The organism is Haloarcula sp. JP-L23 (assembly GCF_011602445.1).
Classification (GTDB): Archaea; Halobacteriota; Halobacteria; order Halobacteriales; family Haloarculaceae; genus Haloarcula; species Haloarcula pellucida.
The window spans coordinates 3,580,669-3,596,572 of sequence record NZ_CP050014.1; the positions used below are offsets into that span (position 1 = coordinate 3,580,669).

Genomic DNA, 15,904 nt, shown 5'->3' on the forward strand with positions numbered 1-15,904 from the left:
TCCTCGCTCGCCCGTTTGGGACGCCAGCATCAAGTGCGGTTTCGGTCTTCGTGCCTTAGACCGGAAACCGACTTGAAACTGGTCGCTCGGGCGGGCTGGCCGGTCGCGCGGTTCTGGTTGTTGCTGTCGAAAGCGCGCGCTGCCCGCGCCCTGTCGGGCGCGTGAAGGCGCGGACAGCGCGCGAGGATGTCGATGTCGTCGAGGTGTGATGAGAGCCACGGCTGGAGAGTCGTGGAAGTTGGAAGACGCTGAGTAGGCGCCTTCGGACTACAGCAATGAGTATAGAGAATTCGATCCGATATGAAGGTTGGCACGAGGAACAGCGCGTTGAACAGGAAGCCGTCGTCGACGAGACGCCGGAGCTGCGGCGGTCGGTCGAACAGGAGATACAGGGGACGGTTGATACGAATCACTACGAGGCGGCTGGACGGGGACTGACGCTCGAGGGGGAGGAGCGGTTGAAGGCACGCGAGTGGGAGATTTCGCGAACGCGAAACCGATGGGACTGCAGAGCTGACTCAGACCGAGAGGCACGGACGAGGGCCGTGGTCGAACGGGAGAACGAAGCGCGACGTCGGCGATTCGAAGAGCGAGCGGCGAGCGTGGACAAGTGGGCGGACTCCAAGCGAGTGGATCCCCGGAGAGAACTCTCTCGGGCGGAGTTGGCGAGCGTGAATCGGCAGGCACGGCGGATACACGAACGGGTCCGGACGGGAACGACGACGGCGGCACTCTCGAAGCGCGTGGCCCAGAAGATGGCAGACGGTGCGGATATCGTGGATGCGTCGGTCTCGGTGACCGAAGAAGAGTGGCTCGCACCGGGGACGGTCGTCCCGATCGGGAAACTGGCAGCGGCGAATCGAAGCGAGGTGTGTATCGAGGGGCGGGTCACGGTACTCTGGGAGCCGACGACGCCAGCCATCTCTCAGGTGGGCCTCATCGAAGACGAGACGGGGACGACGAAGTTCACGGCCTGGACGAAGTCGGACATGAAGTTGGTTCGAGAGGGCGAGTGGGTGCGGTTCCGTGGGGTCGCAAAGAGCTGGTACGAAGGGCGCGTCTCGGTGGCACTGACCGGCTGGAGCAGAGTCGAGTTCCCTGAACGCGAGCGCGGCGAGCGGTTGTAGACCGAGCGTGGCGGCTTTCTTTTTGTTGACGCCCGTTGCCTCCCCAGCCGTCGTCCTCGCTTCGCTCGGACGCCCCTCGCGCGTTCTCGGCGCTTCTGCGCCGATTCATCGCGCGCCATCTGACAACGATCGTACTCAATAGTGTCGAGTTCACCAGTACCACTATATGCACAGATGTCGAATACACAGATACACAAATGCCGAGTAAAACAATCAGTCTCAAAGAAGAGACGTACGAGCGCTTGCGACGAGCGAAAGGTGACGACGAGAGTTTCAGCGATGTCGTCGACCGTCTCCTTCGAACCGGGGATCACCCTCTCTACGGGTTGGTTGGATTGATGGACGACGAAGAAATAGCAAAGATTCGCAATGATTCGGCACAGTTCCGTGAGGACGTCGACAGCCGCATACTGGATGAGAGCGAGTGTGAACCGTGATTCTCGACGCCTGTTTTATAATCGATTTGTTGGATGGGGACGACGCTGCAGTAGCAAAACTCGATGAGATTCATGACGAACTCCTTGCAGTTCCGACACTTGTGTATACCGAAGTTGGTGTTGGTGTCAACCCAGACACGGCGACAGGCCAGCAATTTGAGGAGATCATGACCGAGATGCCACTCGTTCCGTATGATGCTGAGGCCGCACGGCGTGCTGTCGATATCCAGCGCAATCTGCTCGAAGACGGAATTCGAATCGGCGCAGTTGATGCGATGATTGCCGGCATTGCCGTTGCTCGTGACGAGCCAATTGTAACGCGGAACGCAAGCGAATTCACTCGGACGGCAGTCCGTGTGAGTCCATACTGATAGTCCATCTCCTCGTCTCGCGTATATTTTGTGCCCCTGACGGGTGCGGGGCACACATCCCGCATGACCGACATGGGACACAGAGCACTCATCGCGTACGAACGCCCGGATAGCCTATACAACTGCCACTACTCTCACTGGGGTGCATGCAATCTCCGTCTGAAGCGGGACATCACGCCCGAGAGACCCTTCGGTGGTGATCGAGACAACGAAGCTGCTCGTTGCCTCTTTGACGCACTCACAGAGGCCACTACGGACGAAACAGTGAACAGAGTGCTTGGGGAGACGACCGCTCCACAGTCACAGGTCGACCAGCATCCACTCATCGTCGGGACGACGATCGAGACGATCATCACCGAATACCTCGATTATCTGCATCACGAGGCGTTCTACGTCGTCGACGCCGGCTTCGAGATAACGGCGTATCGAACCCACTGGTTCGGGCTCCAGTACGACTCTCGAACGATCGAGAGCGCACCGACTGTCGGGAACGGCGCACTCAGGACGGTCCGGTGGTACGACGGCGAGCCAGTGGGCGATGGCTTCGCGCAGGGAGAGTTCCGAGCGCTGAAAGCCGTTGTCGGTGAGATGGTCGACCACGGAGTGTTCTCGCCGGCGGAAGCGGTGGAGTACATGTGCAAGAAACTCGACGCCTGGGCCGGCACTCGTGACGAGATACTGGTTCGGACGCCAGTGGAGCGGTGACGCGTGGTCTCACAGGACGAGTGCCAGTCACACAGCGATAGGTGTTTCAGGCAGGAATTGTGGGTGTCGATCCAGCAGACGACATCGTCGGGAGATTGCGAGCTCATCGATACCGCTCGTCACGCACTGGACCACTGGCTCGCTTGCCACGCTGCGGTGGGCGTTCCCGAACTCGTTCTCCAAACGCTTCTCATCGAGGCTGCAGCGGACATCGAAGAGTGGGGATACATCTCTCGGGTGCGTCGACGTCGTCGATAATTTTGTCGTGCCCCGCGAGGGGCGCGGGGCACACTCACTCGTGTCCTGAAACAGACAATGTCAAAAGCAAAGCCGACGCCGAACCCACTCTCACAGTTGGAGTTCACCAGCCGAGTTGCAAAGCGCGCCCAGTACGAAGCCTTCAAGTTCGATCTGCTTGGGGACCGGATCCGCGTTCGAAACGGGAGTTACGCCGACCCGGAGAATCACGAGTATCTCGTCCATATCGAAGACGGCGTACCGGTTTCGTGTACCTGTCCGGCCGACGAACATTTCGAAGGAGCCTGTAAGCATCGCGTCGGCGTCGCGATTCGGCGACCGATCGTCGACCTCGTCACCGACGTCCAACTCCGAGCCGACGGCGGTGACTCCATACGACGGTCGACGCATGGAGAGAGACTGAACAGTAAACGAGCTGTGAGCGACTCGCAAGGTGAGGAAGAGAAAGGAGACGACGACTGTGAGTGTGATGGATTGCCGGATTCCGTGCCGTGCTGGCCCTGTTTCCGTGACGGGCGAGAGGATTTCGAGTAGAGATGGGTCTGTAGAGTAGGACAGTTACCGGTGAATTATCACAATCACAAAAGTACGGCAGTACATTCAATACAGTAGCACAACAATTGCAGCATATGCCAATGAGTATCGATGACTTCGAATCAGGAGATCTACCTCAGGGCCCCAGTGTTCCGGAACAGGTCGTCACATATCTGTACAGCCACTCCGATCAGGCCTTCACGCGCTCGGAAATCGCAGCCGCGATAGACGAAACACCGAATGCAGTGGGAACCACCCTTTCACGGTTGAAGAATCGAAGTCTGGTTCGGCACAAGGGAGAGTACTGGGCAATTACGGACGATTTACAGCGTGTGGCCGAGGCATACGACCTTCACACGCTTACTACCCGTCTCAACGACGAAGATGGCGGAATCAATCCGGAGGAATGGGATGCCGCTGCACCGGATCGCCCACACCCGAGTGAAGAGGATAACGAGTAACCGACCCTATCACAATTCGTCTTTCGTTCAACAAGGTAACTTATCATGAACAGGAATCGCGACTGTCACAGCCCCGAAACGATATCGTCGGGCGTGAACAGCGAGACGTCGGCCCGTTCGTCGGCGACCTGCTGTAGTCCATCCGAGAAGCCGGAGCGGCAGAAACAGCAGTAATGATTGGTGGGGTCACCTCCACCAGGCGGAGTCCAATCTACGTGCGACGCACTGCGTTCGAGATCGGCGAGATCGCCCTCATGCATCTGTCGGGTAGTGTACTTGCATTCGCCGGCGACGAGCGTACCATCGCTTGCGAGGCCGACGACGTCCAGTTCGTGATGTTGATGCCACCAGTACCCAATCCCACGGTATGTCTTCGGAACCAACGAGGAAAGGGCGTTCTGACAGACTAGCTCGAACATCGGGCCCATGTAGTCTGTTAACGACGGGTTGACAAGCTCCGCGTATGCGTCGTCACCGAGCTGTGTGATTTTACCCTCCTGTCCGTAGACATAGCGGAACCAGAAGCGAAACAGGGACTCTTTTAGCCGGTATCGGCTCTTGCGAGTGGCGTTCGGGTTCGCCGTCACCGGGATGTCACGCTCAACGAGTCTGAGTCGACGAAGTTTCGAGAGGTAAGACCCGAGCGCGTTGGAGTCCACTCCCGCGAAATCCGCAATCTCGTTGGCTGCGCGCTTCCCAGTGGCGATCGCTCTCAAAATCGTGTAATAGGTCTGTGGCTCGCGAATCCCGAACTCCGTACGCAGCAGGAACTCCGGTTCGTTGCGGAGGACACCATGCTCGGAGAGAGTGAGTGACTGGATATTTTCTGCAAGCGTCGCATCCGGTGCCAGTGCCTGAAGATAGTACGGCGTCCCACCGAAGACACCCCAGAACTGAATCGCCTCATCTGAATCCCCGGTGGGATAGAACTCCCGTGCATCGTCCAACGAAAGCGGAGGTAAGTCAATACTCGCGGTTCGGCGACCATACAACGGACTCCCACCGCTGAGGACCTTCTCCTCCATGATGCTAATCGAGGAGCCGACGAGTACGAGCGTCATCTCTGTGTCCTCAAGGTGCATGTCCCAGACACGCTGTACCTTCGAGGGGAGTGCGTCGTCGGACTCAACGAGATATGGAAACTCGTCGAGAACGACGATAGCATCCTCTCGACCAAGCGCCCGCAACAGTGCTTCCCAGTCACGCTGGATGTCTTCCAGTAGTGGAAACGCCTCGCTAGCAGTATCGACGAAATTGGCAAGTTGTGCCTCTGGCGTTTCTTCTGTCGCCTGCCAGTACACTGCATCCTCCTGCCCTTTGATTGCCTCACGAACGAGTGCGCTCTTCCCGAGCCGCCGTCGCCCGTAGATGACGAGCAACTCAGCACTCGCACTCTTGAACCGCGACCGCAACACGTCAAGTTCGTCTTGGCGGTTGATGAAGCGAGGATGCGACATGGTGTTTCTTGACGTGGCATCATGATAATGGTAGCGATTATCTAAATCTCGGTTTTACTAATCTCGATTTTACTAATCCGGTTATTTCGCTCTATCGTTGATTCCGACAGACGGAGGAGATCCACACGACGACGACAGCCCGTTTTTGTTGCCCCCTGACGGGTGCGGGGCCGTCAAACACGAGCCCTGTAAAAACGAATGAGTAGTTCCAAACCCTACGCAGATGGCTTCGACGAAGATCCCGATACTGACGTGCGCGGCGACTGCCCGGAGTGTTCGGGCAACATCGAGACAGATGGCGGCGAGCGAGCGTGTACGGACTGTGGTCTCGTCGTCGACGGCCACGGACTGGCTTACGGCAATCGACCGCGCTGGTTCGACGACGGCCCGGATACCCGACGGACGGGCGCACCGCTGACGCCGGCCAGACACGACAGTGGACTGTCGAGCGAAATCGGACGGGGCGGAGACGCCAACGGACGGCCACTTTCGAACCAGAAACGACGACAAATCCGTCGACTGCGTCGTGAACACAACCGAGCCAGATTCCGGTCGAAAGCCGAGCAAAATCTCGCGTTCGCCTGTGGAGAGATCGCCAGAATCGTTGGAGCGCTGGATCTGAAACACGACATCCGCGAATTTGCCAGTGTGTTGTTCAGACAGGCCCAGAATGACGATCTCCTCAGGGGACGATCACTCGAAGGATTCGCGGCAGGGAGCGTGTTCGCGGCCTGTCGGTGCTGGGGACTTCCCCGGTCGGTGAGCGAGATCGCAGCGGTTGCTCGGTGTGACGAGGATTCAGTCTTGAACAGCTACCGTGTCCTCAACGCCGAACTCGAACTGGCGACGGCCGTCCAGACGCCGTGTCATCTTCTCCCTCGACTCGTCTCCGAACTCAACGTCGGAGACGTCGTCCGTAGCCGAGCACGTGAACTCATCGAGGTGGCCGAAAGAGAAGGCGTTTCGAATGGTCGGCGGCCCTCGGGTGTCGCCGCTGCGGCCATCTATCTGGCGGGACAGGAATTCGGTGCGGATCAGACCCAAGCAGAACTGGCCGACGCCGCAGACGTCTCACCAGTGACGATTCGAGAGCGAATGTACGACCTACAGGAGCGCTATGAGCCTCGTTCGTAACTGGCAATGTGAGGACGGTTGGGGAGGAGTATGAGTCCGAGGTGGACGTGGTTCTTCAGACGGTCGAACACGACTATCGTGTGTGAGTGCCGGTACTGTGGAACGACGCTACAGTCGAAACAGAGTCATTGTCCATACTGTGGACCCACCCGGGTCGTCACCTACGAGATATCGTAGCCAGGACGACTGTATGTCGGTGAGCTTCGGGTCTTGCGCCGCACAGACACGAGACTACATTCGGTTTTCGAGAGAGCGTCGAATTACGCCGATTTCTTGGTAGGTCGGTACAAAACTGGTACGTAAATTGATCGTATCTTATCTGTAAATAGCCATATTCTGGTTACTTTTCAAAACTGTACACAAAACTTATTACCCGGTACAGAAGTGGGAGTATCAGACGTACTCGTTCCATCGCTTCCTGCCGCGGTCTTAGCAGAAGGTCCGGTTCGTTGCGTCACCGACCGCAATGTCACGACCATCGACGTCGGCCACTGTGCCGACAGACGAGATGACCAGTCGCATCGCTCCCTGGAGACGGATTGTCGGCCGCTTCGGCCTCACAGTGGGATTGCTCTCACTCCTCGCCGTCGACCCCGCTGCAGCTCAGACAGTGGGGACGGCTTTTTGTCAATCAGATATGGCGCTGACAGTCAGGAACCTCTTTACGGTCATCCAGTTCGGTGGGCCACTCATCGGGGGCGTCCTCGCACTGGGTGCGACCGTCGCCATCCCGACGGTCCCCCGTACTGATCTGAAGAAAGAACTCAAAGAGATCCGCAATCAGGGCGTCATCTGGGGCGTCATCGTCGCACCGCTCGCGACGACGATCCTGCAGTTCATCCTGAACAACGTCGTCGCAGGTGGCACGAGTTGCGGGTTCTGAGCCGACAGAATCGGGTGTCACTGGTAGTGACACTGTTGGCCTCGCTCGTCGTCGTCCCAGCCATCGCGAGTGCACACCCTCCGGAGTCCTCCGACCATGGCGTGAACGACACAGCGTTCACCCCGCTTTGGTCGAACGATACAGACGAAACCGTACTCACGGGGAAGAACGATTCGAGTAACGCCCTCCAGACGCTCGCCTCGGGAACGGACATCCCACTCAACGAACCACCTCAAGCTGTCGAACAGTGGAACCGTGGCGCACACGGTGAGTTCCCACGGACCGACGCCGAGACGTCGGCAGCACCAAGGCACGCTGTCCTCGAAGATGGACGGTATATCCGAGATGCGCATGCAACGCTGGTGAGTGTCCAACCGTCGACGATCGTCCACACCTCTGCGAGTGAGCGAACGCACTACGTCGCTCCATCAGGAGAAGTCCTCGGCGTCGTCGACTTCAGAGTCCGAACACCAAGCGGGAGTCGCTCGGAAAATCGCACCGTCTCGCACGCTGTCACACAGACTCGCGTGAGCGAGACGCGATTACTTGTCAACGGCGACGTCGTCGCTCGCCAGAATCAGACGCAAAGACCGCGACTCACCTACAGTGAGTTAGCGGCCAGCAAGGAACCGACGACGCTCACACTCGAAGCGACTATCGAGACGACAATTCGAACCACCCGTCGAACGTGTCAGGAGTACAACGCCACACAGGGTTCCTGTAACGCGTGGGATGGACAGACGAACTATCGGAGTGAATCCATCACAGTCACGGATTCGATCGACGTCCGACCCTACAACCTGGAAGTATCGGGCTACGTCGGCCGATACCCTGACGGCGACCTCGGACTCGTCGTCTACAAGAGCGACCCTTGGGGCGGATACGAGCGTAGCGATGTGGACGGTCGAGTGAACGGCATCTGGCGGTTTTACAGCGCTCGAAATCCGGACTGGGACATACTCGAACGGCGGACCAGTGACGAAACAGAGCGTGTCCACTCGCCAGTTCACCCACTGGAGGTACATGCGTTCCCCATCGACGTCGGGCCGACGGCTGCTCCGCAGCCCGAGGTGACGATTCTCGATACCTTCGGCGAGGAGTTCACACCACCGACGCTCCCTCGGAACGTCTCACTCGACGTCGTCGACGAACCGTACACTGCGAGCTATGGACTGGCAACGCAGTGGGAAGAGTCAGAAGTAGGCCAAGGCGAGGAGGCTGGCGTTGTCACAGCACGCGGACTCGTCCGTGGTGTCGAAACGACGCGTCCACTCGACACCTTCGCCGAGGTCCCGATTCGTGAGAGTAACGTCACCCTCTCGGTCCAGAATCGCTCGAACGAGACAGTCCGTATCCGTGTGATACTTCGCGATAACGAAACTGGCGAACCAATCGATACGCGGGACCGCGATGGGTATCTCCTCGTCGCCGGGGAACGCGTCGACACCAACGCAACGGGCGTTGTCATCTACACTATCCCTGCCGATAGCGCTGGGGTGAGTGCACGCTATGTCCCCGGTCAGTGGTGGCTGAACATCCCGGGCTATACCGGCGACAGTGACAGCATCTACGTTCACAGCCCCACTCTGGACCTGCTCTCGACGCTGTTCATCTTCTCCGTTCCAGTCTCGCTGTTCTTACTCGCCGTCTTGCTCATCGACCGCATCACTGGCTGGCGTATCTGGCCACCATGGAGAGCGCTATGACAAACGAAATCACAGAGATAACGACTCCGAATTCGCAATCGACTACAGTGAATCCCTCACGGCGACAGTTCCTTCGTACCGCCACTATTGGTAGTGTACTTGGGCTCGCTGGCTGTCTCTCAGCAGGCAGTGAGACCGGAGAAGCGACACCCACGGCCGAAAGGGAAGCTATCGAAGACATCTCGTTCGAGGGGGAGCACCTCGTTCTTACTGCGACCGAGAAATTCCGTGGGACGGAACTCCACGTCGTCGGCCCAACGGAGACGGTCTGGGCGAAGACTGAGACGGAACCGACGACCGGGAAGGCGCGGATTCGGTTGTTGGACGTCGACGGCGTCGGCGAGGACAATCATTACTCGCCCGGGATGTTCCGGTTCGTCTTCGAACCGAGAGGAGAGGATCCGTACACAGAGAAATTAGAATTGGTACCAGATGTGTCCATCTTAGGAGTCCGACAGCGTAGCGGCGAAGTGCCCCGTGGAGCCGGGCAAATCGCCGTCAAACTTCAGAACAGTGGGACTGCACCAACGTGGATCTCAGATGTCAAGTATGAGGGAGCATCTCACTACACAGCGACAGGAAATTTTACTGAGAGTGATTTCCCGTATCTCAGTGGTCTCGACGAACCGACTGAAGCCATCATACCTCCTAGCGAAACGCGGGAATTTGTGGCTCAGAATTTTCCACTGAGATTCATTAACAGCTCTGAAGAGCAATGTTCCCAACCACAGTTTACTATGGGAATTTCTGTGAAAACTCCGATTAAATATCTCGATGACAATCGGATTCGAGTCAAGACCGGTGGGGAGACTATCTTATCCAGTTCCTCTGATAGCTACGTTTGTACGAATGTTGAGTTGCAACTTTTCAGGATTGGTGATGAGTAATGCAGGCTCTTGGCGATGTTATTACATCGTCACTCTCAACGTGGTTAGAATCACTTCTTGATTCAGTAGCTGAAGGCTTTGAGAAAGGTGCAGAGGCGATTATTGGTGAGATTGTCAAGACTCCTGCGCCAAACCGTGTCTTTGGCCCTCCTACAAACAACGCCTGGCCACAGATTTACGAGTACTACTGGGAAGAGCTGATGCCCATAGTGCTCTTTCTCTACGGGATATCCATCGGACTCGTCATCTTCCTCGAATCGACCAGCCATCTGTTCTCCAGTTACCACAGGACGAAGCTCAAGAAACGCGCGTTCTCCGGTCTTCTAGGCATCCTTGCATGGTGGTGGATTGCTGCACTCTCTCTGCAATTAGTAGACGGCTTCGCGGCTTTTCTCGTTCCGGACCTCTCAGACGTTTCGCTCTTCGAGTCGCTCTCGTTCGGAGCAATGGGACTGCTTGGACTCTTAGTGACCTATACAGTTGATCTCATCCTGTTCGTCCTCATCGGCCTCATCTACTTCACGCGGCAGGTGATGCTCTATCTCTTTGTGCTGTTGATGCCGATACTCATCGTCTTCTGGATACCCGGCGTCGGCCCGTTCTCGCTCGTCTCGCGATTCATGTCTCGATTAGCGGGGTTCTACGCGCCGTTCCTGTTCATGACCATACCCGTTGCGCTCCTCTTCAGACTGGGACAGCTACTGGGCAGTAGCTTCCAGTTCACGGTCGATGGCATCGCACTGTGGTTCGTCGCGTTGATCATCCCCTTTGTCGCCGTCATCGCACCACTGCTAATGTTCTGGCAGGCCGGCGCGATCTTCGTCTTCGGTGAGCGGGCGAGTCATCACGCATCCGCCCAGCGAGCACGGCAGCGATTTGCGACGACGGCGGAGGGTGCACAAACAGCGGTCCAAGGCACACAGAACTTCACTCGTGGCGTCCGTGGCGAACCCGCAATTAGACGCGACGGCCAGACTGTACTCGGTTCTGGGGACTCTCGTGCGCACGCAGGCGGCCAGCGAGTGAGAGAGACGACAGTCTCCCTTCGAGATCGAGTCAGAGCCGACAGCAGTGATTCGACGGCGTCTCAGCAGAGTTCGGAGGGAGGCGGAGACTCTCGGAACCAGCGTGAGGAAGACGACAGTCGGGCAACAGACTTCTCGGCGATGCGTGACCGTGATGCTGGTTCATCATCGGATTCGACGGACTCCAACCGCTCACGAGATTCTGAGACAGCGAACGAAACGGACCGATCGGACGACGAGCGGCCGTGGTACATCAACTGAAACTGACCACACACTATCGACGATACTCACAAACCATATGTCACATCGAGACCCCGCAAAACGAATCCCGAAATTCCTCGGGACTGAGGCAACGCTCTTTGGTACGTACACGCTTTCAGATGCTGCTGTCGGGCTGTTTCCCGGCGTCGTAGTCATCTTGCTCTTGCAGGTCGTCCTGCCCGAGTCTCTCACTGTTGGTGGATACGCCATCCAGACGCTGACACTCCCACTGGCCGGTATCGCGATTCTCGTCGGCGCGGTGTTCGTCTACCTCACGCCATCCTATACGACGAGCATCGACTGGATCGCAACGTATCTCGGCTCACTCAAGACACCGGATGAGTACGACCTTGAGGCGGCGAAAGAGCACACACAGCTCGAACGTATCCATCCCGAGCACGACGCCATCGAACGGACCGACGGCGCGTTCGTCGGTCTGGTGCAGGTCGACCCTGCGAACATGGCGCTGGCAACGAGCGAGGAATGGGCGGAACAAGCGGATGCCTTCTCGGACTTCCTCAACACGACCGTGGAGTTCCCCATTCAGCTGTACTCGACGACGCAGGAGTTTCCCGTTACAGAGTATCTCGCCCACTACGACGACCGCTTAGACGATCCGGACGTGAAAGCGAACCCCCGATTGGCGGCACTCATTGAGGCGTACACCGAGTGGTACGAAAACGAAGTCGAATCACGCCAGATGACGATTCGAGATCACTACGTCGTCGTTCCGGTGACGCCAATGGAAGTCCAATTCGACAGTGAGAGCCTCCTGCAGCAGTTGGCCACGCTACCAGTACTGGGACTGTTCGTCACCTCGTGGTTTGCCCCGCGCGTCGCCGACGAACGACAAGCGATGTTCGACGAACTCGATAGCCGACTGCGTCGCGTCGAGAATGGAATTCGTGAGATTGAGGGGTGTGATGCGAGTCGACTCAATGCCCACGAATCGCTCGGCGTCGTCGGAAACTTCTGGACACAAGAGGAGTATGCGACCAAGACACTCGAACAGCTCGCTCGAAGACGGCCCGTCATCAGCGGGGTAAGTCGATGATTGGACGGTTGTTGGCGTCGTTCGGTGCAGTCACTTCAGAAAGTGATGGAGACGACGAGATCCAGTCCGAGTCTGTACCAGACGAGAAATCCTCGACAAATCGGTCGACCGACGATATCGACGTCTCCTACAGTGTTCCAGAACAGACGCTTCCCGACCTCTCTGATATCCACTCTGGACTCGTTACGCCATCGGGCATCGAGACGACGCCAAATAGCGTCCGTGTCAGCGAGACATGGTCACGGTCGCGCTGGATTGCCGAGTACCCAGAGACGCCAATGGATGGCTTTCTCGAACGGCTGTATGCCTCCCCAGAGACGCGCAAGACGGACATCTCGATTCACGTCGACCCACGAGATACCGAACGGACGCTCGATTCGCTGGAGAACCACATCGAGGGACTGGAAGCCGACGTCGAATACTTACAGGAGAAACGACGGGCCAGTGCCCGTGGTCTCCGGAAAGATCTCGAGGACTACCGGGACCTCTACGATACCCTTCGGAACAGTTCGATGCAGGCGTTCGACGTCGCGACGTATCTCACCAGTCGGGCTGAGGATGCTGAACAACTCTCCGAGAGTGCTGTCCGGAAGACCGCCAGACAACCACCGGCCAATCTCACACCGGTAACGCCGCGCTGGCAGCAACTCCAGACGCTCATCTCGACGAGTCCGGTTGGCGACAACAGATTGGAGCACTCGCTGTCAACGCGAACGCCGATGCTTGCCGGCGCCGTCGGCGCGATGTTCCCCTTCGTCTCCGGGGCATTCGCCGAACCGGGTATCGAGTACGGCACCTACGCGCTGAACGAGAGTCCACTGATCCTGGACCGCTTCGCTCGCGAGACCGGGTACTGTACGATGGTTATCGGTAAGCTTGGTGCAGGGAAATCCTTCTCGACGAAACTCCAGTTGGTTCGACGGGGGATGTACGACCCCGAGACGGTGATTATCATGCTCGACCCGCTTCGTGGCTTCGCTGGTGTGAATGACGCCCTTGGGGGCGAGCGTGTGACCGTCGGCGGCACGCGTGGGTTCAACCCGCTGGAATTGAAGGCGACACCCGAAGAGGTGCTTGCGTCAGTTCCGGATCTCGATCCGTGGGCCGAGCAGATCTCGTGGGTGATGTCCTTCTTCGAGACGTTCTTCGCTCACGTCGCGAACAATCCCCTTGCAGATCGGAAGCAGACGCTCCGTCGGGCCGTGCAGGAAGCCTACGAACGCCAGGGCATCACTCGCGATCCGAGTACACACTCGAACTCGTCGCCGACGGTGCGTGACGTCATCGAGATTCTTGAAGCGTTACTTGCGAACCCGGCGAGCTTTGGCTACGCGACCGCTGGCGAACAAGCGAGCGTGCAAGACGACGCCCAATCGCTCCTGAAGGACTTGCGGCCATCCTTCCGCGAGAAAGGTGATCTAGCGAATCTTGCACGGCCGACGGAGTTCGACCTCGACTCGAACGTAATCTATCTCGACTTGCATCAAGAGGAAGGCGCACGGGGTCGCAGCGAGACTAGCCTCATGATGCAGGTGCTGTTTAACGCAGTGTATGAGCGTGCGAAACAGACCGAGAAGCGCGTCATCTTCGCCATCGACGAAGCCCACTACCTGATGGCCGACGCCGAGTCGCTGGACTTTCTCGAGACAGCCGTTCGACACTCTCGACACTATGACCTCTCGCTGCACTTCATCACACAGACCGGCGGCGAGTTCGCGCTGACACCCGAGGCTCGAACGATTGCCAGTCTCTGTTCGATGACGCTAATCCACCGAGTGAACGAAGAGGCTGAGAAGCTGGCCGAGTGGTTTGACCTGAGTGAGCGAGAAGTGAACTGGGTCCGGACGGCGAAGGCCGGGAACGATGAAGACGGGTATTCGGAGGCGTTACTGGGCGTCGACGAAAAAGGCTGGTTCCCGTTACGGGTCCGGGCAAGTGGGTTCGAGGCCGACGCTATCGGAGGGAAGTCTGTGTGAGTGTTCTGCCAGACACACCTCGCACCGAGTGAAAGCACACGAAATGTACCTCACTCTTCACCGTAATCGTCTGTAGCAGCTACGAGACGGTAGTTGACTGAAACCGGGGAGAGAGTACAGTTCATGTGCTTTTCCGAATGTCAGCAGCCGATAGGTTCGGTAGTATCAAACAGAGAATACTTCGCACAGACACACCCCGCACCGAGTGAAGAAGTAAGCTACCACGCCCTTCAGGGCGTGGCATTCAGCATGGACTCCCGTTCTAACCCGACAGAGAGGTAGGCGAATACTCGCCGTTCACGTTCATCATCCCACTGTTCAAGCGCACGCCTACGGGTGCGCCTCCACGCCCAGACTTTTGCTGGTCGCGGAGATACTTCAGACCGATATTCTTCGCCGCGTTGTAGTCCGCGTGAACATCGTATCCGCACTTCAGACACGCGAACTCGTCCTGTCCGTTGTTGTGGCGACGATTATCCTCGTGGGTGAACCCACACTTCGAGCAACGCTGACTCGTGTACGCCGGATTAATCTGCTTCACCACAAGCCCCTCAGACTTAGCCTTGTACGTGACATATTCGTACAGGCGATGGAACGCCCACTTGTGAACTGCCTTCGCGTGGGGGAGACGTTCGCGGATGCCTTTGAGTTGCTCGAACACGATATGCGTACAGTCGTTCTCAAGAGCTTCCTCAACCAGTTCGTTCGAGATAGTGTGTAGCAATTGCTCGAAGCGCCCGGTCTGCTTACGACCGACTCGCTGGACGTTCTCGTGTGCCCACCGAGTCCCGGTCTGTTGAAGCGACCCACGACGCTTTTCGTATTCTCGATGCCAGTGGTTGAGTTCTCCACCACTCCAAAATCGTCCGGTTGAGGTGGTTGCGATGTTTGTGATGCCGAGGTCAACACCAAGGACGGAGACGTGCTTGGCATCACCTTGTTCGGCATCATCGTTCTCCACGGCGGGTTTTGTCCGCACATGGAGGTAGAAGCAGTCCTCAACTGTGTCGTAGTGGAGTGTCGCTCCGTTCACGTCGTAGTCGTCGTTGAACAGATACGCCGAGTGGGGCGTGTCTCGCTGTTCGTCCGGTAGAACGAACTCTGCGGTCACTCGCCCGTCAATGGTAGCGAGTGTGGCGTGATCGTCGTTGACGGTGACGGTTCGAGCGTCGTAGCTGGCGAACCGTGACGTGAAGTGTGGCTTTGAGGCTTTCTTGCCTTGCTTCCACCGCTCGACACAGCCTTTGACGGCTTCGGCGGCGCGGTTACGTGCGGCTTGCACGAGGTTCGCCGGAAGCGGTGAGTCATCCCGAACGTCGTAGTAGGTGAGGTCATGGAGTTTTTGTTTGCTGGTGATTTTCCAGTCTGGTTCCCACGCTACGTCTACGACGTAGTTGGCGGCGTCGAGGAAGTGGTCGGTTGTCTGGTGGAGAAGTTCAGCGGCACTCTCGCCCATATCAAGTTTGATGGGGACGGTTCGAGTGCTTGAATCTTCCACCATCTGAATTTCATATGTAGTAGCCTATATTTATATTAGTTTGGATTGACGTGGGGAGTCGGCCTGCCGACACACGTGGATTGTGTAACGGGCTGTCGGCTTCCTCCCGCGCCTAAACAGTAGTTGCCGA

At 57.6% G+C, this 15,904-nt stretch carries 15 protein-coding genes; 13 read left to right on the top strand and 2 right to left on the bottom strand.

The features are described 5' to 3' along the window. Positions 1-275 precede the first annotated feature (275 nt). The 6 genes from G9465_RS18700 to G9465_RS18725 all read left to right on the top strand — a co-directional run bounded on the left by G9465_RS18700 (position 276) and on the right by G9465_RS18725 (position 3,893). Positions 276-1,127 (top strand): DNA-binding protein, encoded by an 852-nt coding sequence (locus G9465_RS18700; RefSeq protein WP_227015636.1) that lies wholly within the window; start codon positions 276-278, stop codon positions 1,125-1,127. A gap of 197 nt (positions 1,128-1,324) precedes the next feature. After that, positions 1,325-1,564 (top strand): antitoxin VapB family protein, encoded by a 240-nt coding sequence (locus tag G9465_RS18705; protein WP_166972784.1) that lies wholly within the window; start codon positions 1,325-1,327, stop codon positions 1,562-1,564. Continuing rightward, on the top strand, positions 1,561-1,935 hold the full coding sequence (locus G9465_RS18710; RefSeq protein ID WP_166972786.1) for a type II toxin-antitoxin system VapC family toxin: 375 nt from the start codon (positions 1,561-1,563) through the stop codon (positions 1,933-1,935). The genes G9465_RS18705 and G9465_RS18710 overlap by 4 nt, the downstream gene beginning before the upstream one ends. A gap of 72 nt (positions 1,936-2,007) precedes the next feature. Then, positions 2,008-2,640, top strand: a complete 633-nt coding sequence (locus tag G9465_RS18715) for a DUF6735 family protein (RefSeq protein WP_166973116.1) — start codon at positions 2,008-2,010, stop codon at positions 2,638-2,640. 315 nt (positions 2,641-2,955) lie between these two features. Then, positions 2,956-3,432: an SWIM zinc finger family protein gene (locus tag G9465_RS18720; RefSeq protein ID WP_166972788.1), complete on the top strand. Its 477-nt coding sequence runs from the start codon at positions 2,956-2,958 to the stop codon at positions 3,430-3,432. Positions 3,433-3,527: 95 nt separating this feature from the next. Then, positions 3,528-3,893, top strand: coding sequence for a hypothetical protein (locus G9465_RS18725; protein ID WP_166972790.1), 366 nt, complete (start codon positions 3,528-3,530; stop codon positions 3,891-3,893). 65 nt (positions 3,894-3,958) lie between these two features. Here G9465_RS18725 and G9465_RS18730 read toward each other — a convergent pair whose 3' ends face one another. Further along, positions 3,959-5,350, bottom strand: coding sequence for an ATP-binding protein (locus G9465_RS18730; RefSeq protein WP_166972792.1), 1,392 nt, complete (start codon positions 5,348-5,350; stop codon positions 3,959-3,961). 198 nt (positions 5,351-5,548) lie between these two features. Here G9465_RS18730 and G9465_RS18735 point away from each other — a divergent pair, with 198 nt between their 5' ends. From G9465_RS18735 to G9465_RS18765, 7 genes are all read left to right on the top strand, one after another. Further along, a complete protein-coding gene (locus tag G9465_RS18735; RefSeq protein ID WP_166972794.1) occupies positions 5,549-6,484 on the top strand; it encodes a transcription initiation factor IIB family protein in 936 nt (311 codons plus the stop codon). Positions 6,485-7,121: 637 nt separating this feature from the next. Next, the gene (locus G9465_RS25705; protein WP_227015641.1) at positions 7,122-7,367 is read left to right on the top strand and encodes a hypothetical protein; all 246 of its coding nucleotides are present in this window, start codon (positions 7,122-7,124) and stop codon (positions 7,365-7,367) included. A 26-nt stretch (positions 7,368-7,393) separates the two neighbouring features. Next, entirely contained in the window at positions 7,394-9,073 is a 1,680-nt protein-coding gene (locus G9465_RS18745) for a hypothetical protein (RefSeq protein WP_166972799.1), read from the top strand. Continuing rightward, positions 9,070-9,960: a hypothetical protein gene (locus G9465_RS18750; RefSeq protein ID WP_166972801.1), complete on the top strand. Its 891-nt coding sequence runs from the start codon at positions 9,070-9,072 to the stop codon at positions 9,958-9,960. The genes G9465_RS18745 and G9465_RS18750 overlap by 4 nt, the downstream gene beginning before the upstream one ends. Then, positions 9,960-11,246, top strand: a complete 1,287-nt coding sequence (locus G9465_RS18755; protein WP_166972803.1) for a hypothetical protein — start codon at positions 9,960-9,962, stop codon at positions 11,244-11,246. Before G9465_RS18750 ends, G9465_RS18755 begins: the two co-directional genes overlap by 1 nt. A 37-nt stretch (positions 11,247-11,283) precedes the next feature. Beyond that, entirely contained in the window at positions 11,284-12,300 is a 1,017-nt protein-coding gene (locus G9465_RS18760) for a hypothetical protein (protein WP_166972805.1), read from the top strand. Further along, positions 12,297-14,276 (top strand): VirB4 family type IV secretion system protein, encoded by a 1,980-nt coding sequence (locus tag G9465_RS18765; RefSeq protein ID WP_227015643.1) that lies wholly within the window; start codon positions 12,297-12,299, stop codon positions 14,274-14,276. Before G9465_RS18760 ends, G9465_RS18765 begins: the two co-directional genes overlap by 4 nt. A gap of 262 nt (positions 14,277-14,538) precedes the next feature. Here G9465_RS18765 and G9465_RS18770 read toward each other — a convergent pair whose 3' ends face one another. Continuing rightward, on the bottom strand, positions 14,539-15,777 hold the full coding sequence (locus G9465_RS18770) for an RNA-guided endonuclease TnpB family protein (RefSeq protein ID WP_166972807.1): 1,239 nt from the start codon (positions 15,775-15,777) through the stop codon (positions 14,539-14,541). Between the last annotated feature and the right edge of the window lie 127 nt (positions 15,778-15,904).

Coding starts and splice junctions, on each gene's coding strand:
- G9465_RS18700 (WP_227015636.1), top strand. CDS start 276: ATGAGTATAGAGAATTCGATCCGATATGAAGGTTGGCACGAGGAACAG.
- G9465_RS18705 (WP_166972784.1), top strand. CDS start 1,325: ATGCCGAGTAAAACAATCAGTCTCAAAGAAGAGACGTACGAGCGCTTG.
- G9465_RS18715 (WP_166973116.1), top strand. CDS start 2,008: ATGGGACACAGAGCACTCATCGCGTACGAACGCCCGGATAGCCTATAC.
- G9465_RS18720 (WP_166972788.1), top strand. CDS start 2,956: ATGTCAAAAGCAAAGCCGACGCCGAACCCACTCTCACAGTTGGAGTTC.
- G9465_RS18725 (WP_166972790.1), top strand. CDS start 3,528: ATGCCAATGAGTATCGATGACTTCGAATCAGGAGATCTACCTCAGGGC.
- G9465_RS18730 (WP_166972792.1), bottom strand. CDS start 5,350: ATGTCGCATCCTCGCTTCATCAACCGCCAAGACGAACTTGACGTGTTG.
- G9465_RS18735 (WP_166972794.1), top strand. CDS start 5,549: ATGAGTAGTTCCAAACCCTACGCAGATGGCTTCGACGAAGATCCCGAT.
- G9465_RS25705 (WP_227015641.1), top strand. CDS start 7,122: ATGGCGCTGACAGTCAGGAACCTCTTTACGGTCATCCAGTTCGGTGGG.
- G9465_RS18750 (WP_166972801.1), top strand. CDS start 9,070: ATGACAAACGAAATCACAGAGATAACGACTCCGAATTCGCAATCGACT.
- G9465_RS18755 (WP_166972803.1), top strand. CDS start 9,960: ATGCAGGCTCTTGGCGATGTTATTACATCGTCACTCTCAACGTGGTTA.
- G9465_RS18760 (WP_166972805.1), top strand. CDS start 11,284: ATGTCACATCGAGACCCCGCAAAACGAATCCCGAAATTCCTCGGGACT.
- G9465_RS18765 (WP_227015643.1), top strand. CDS start 12,297: ATGATTGGACGGTTGTTGGCGTCGTTCGGTGCAGTCACTTCAGAAAGT.
- G9465_RS18770 (WP_166972807.1), bottom strand. CDS start 15,777: ATGGTGGAAGATTCAAGCACTCGAACCGTCCCCATCAAACTTGATATG.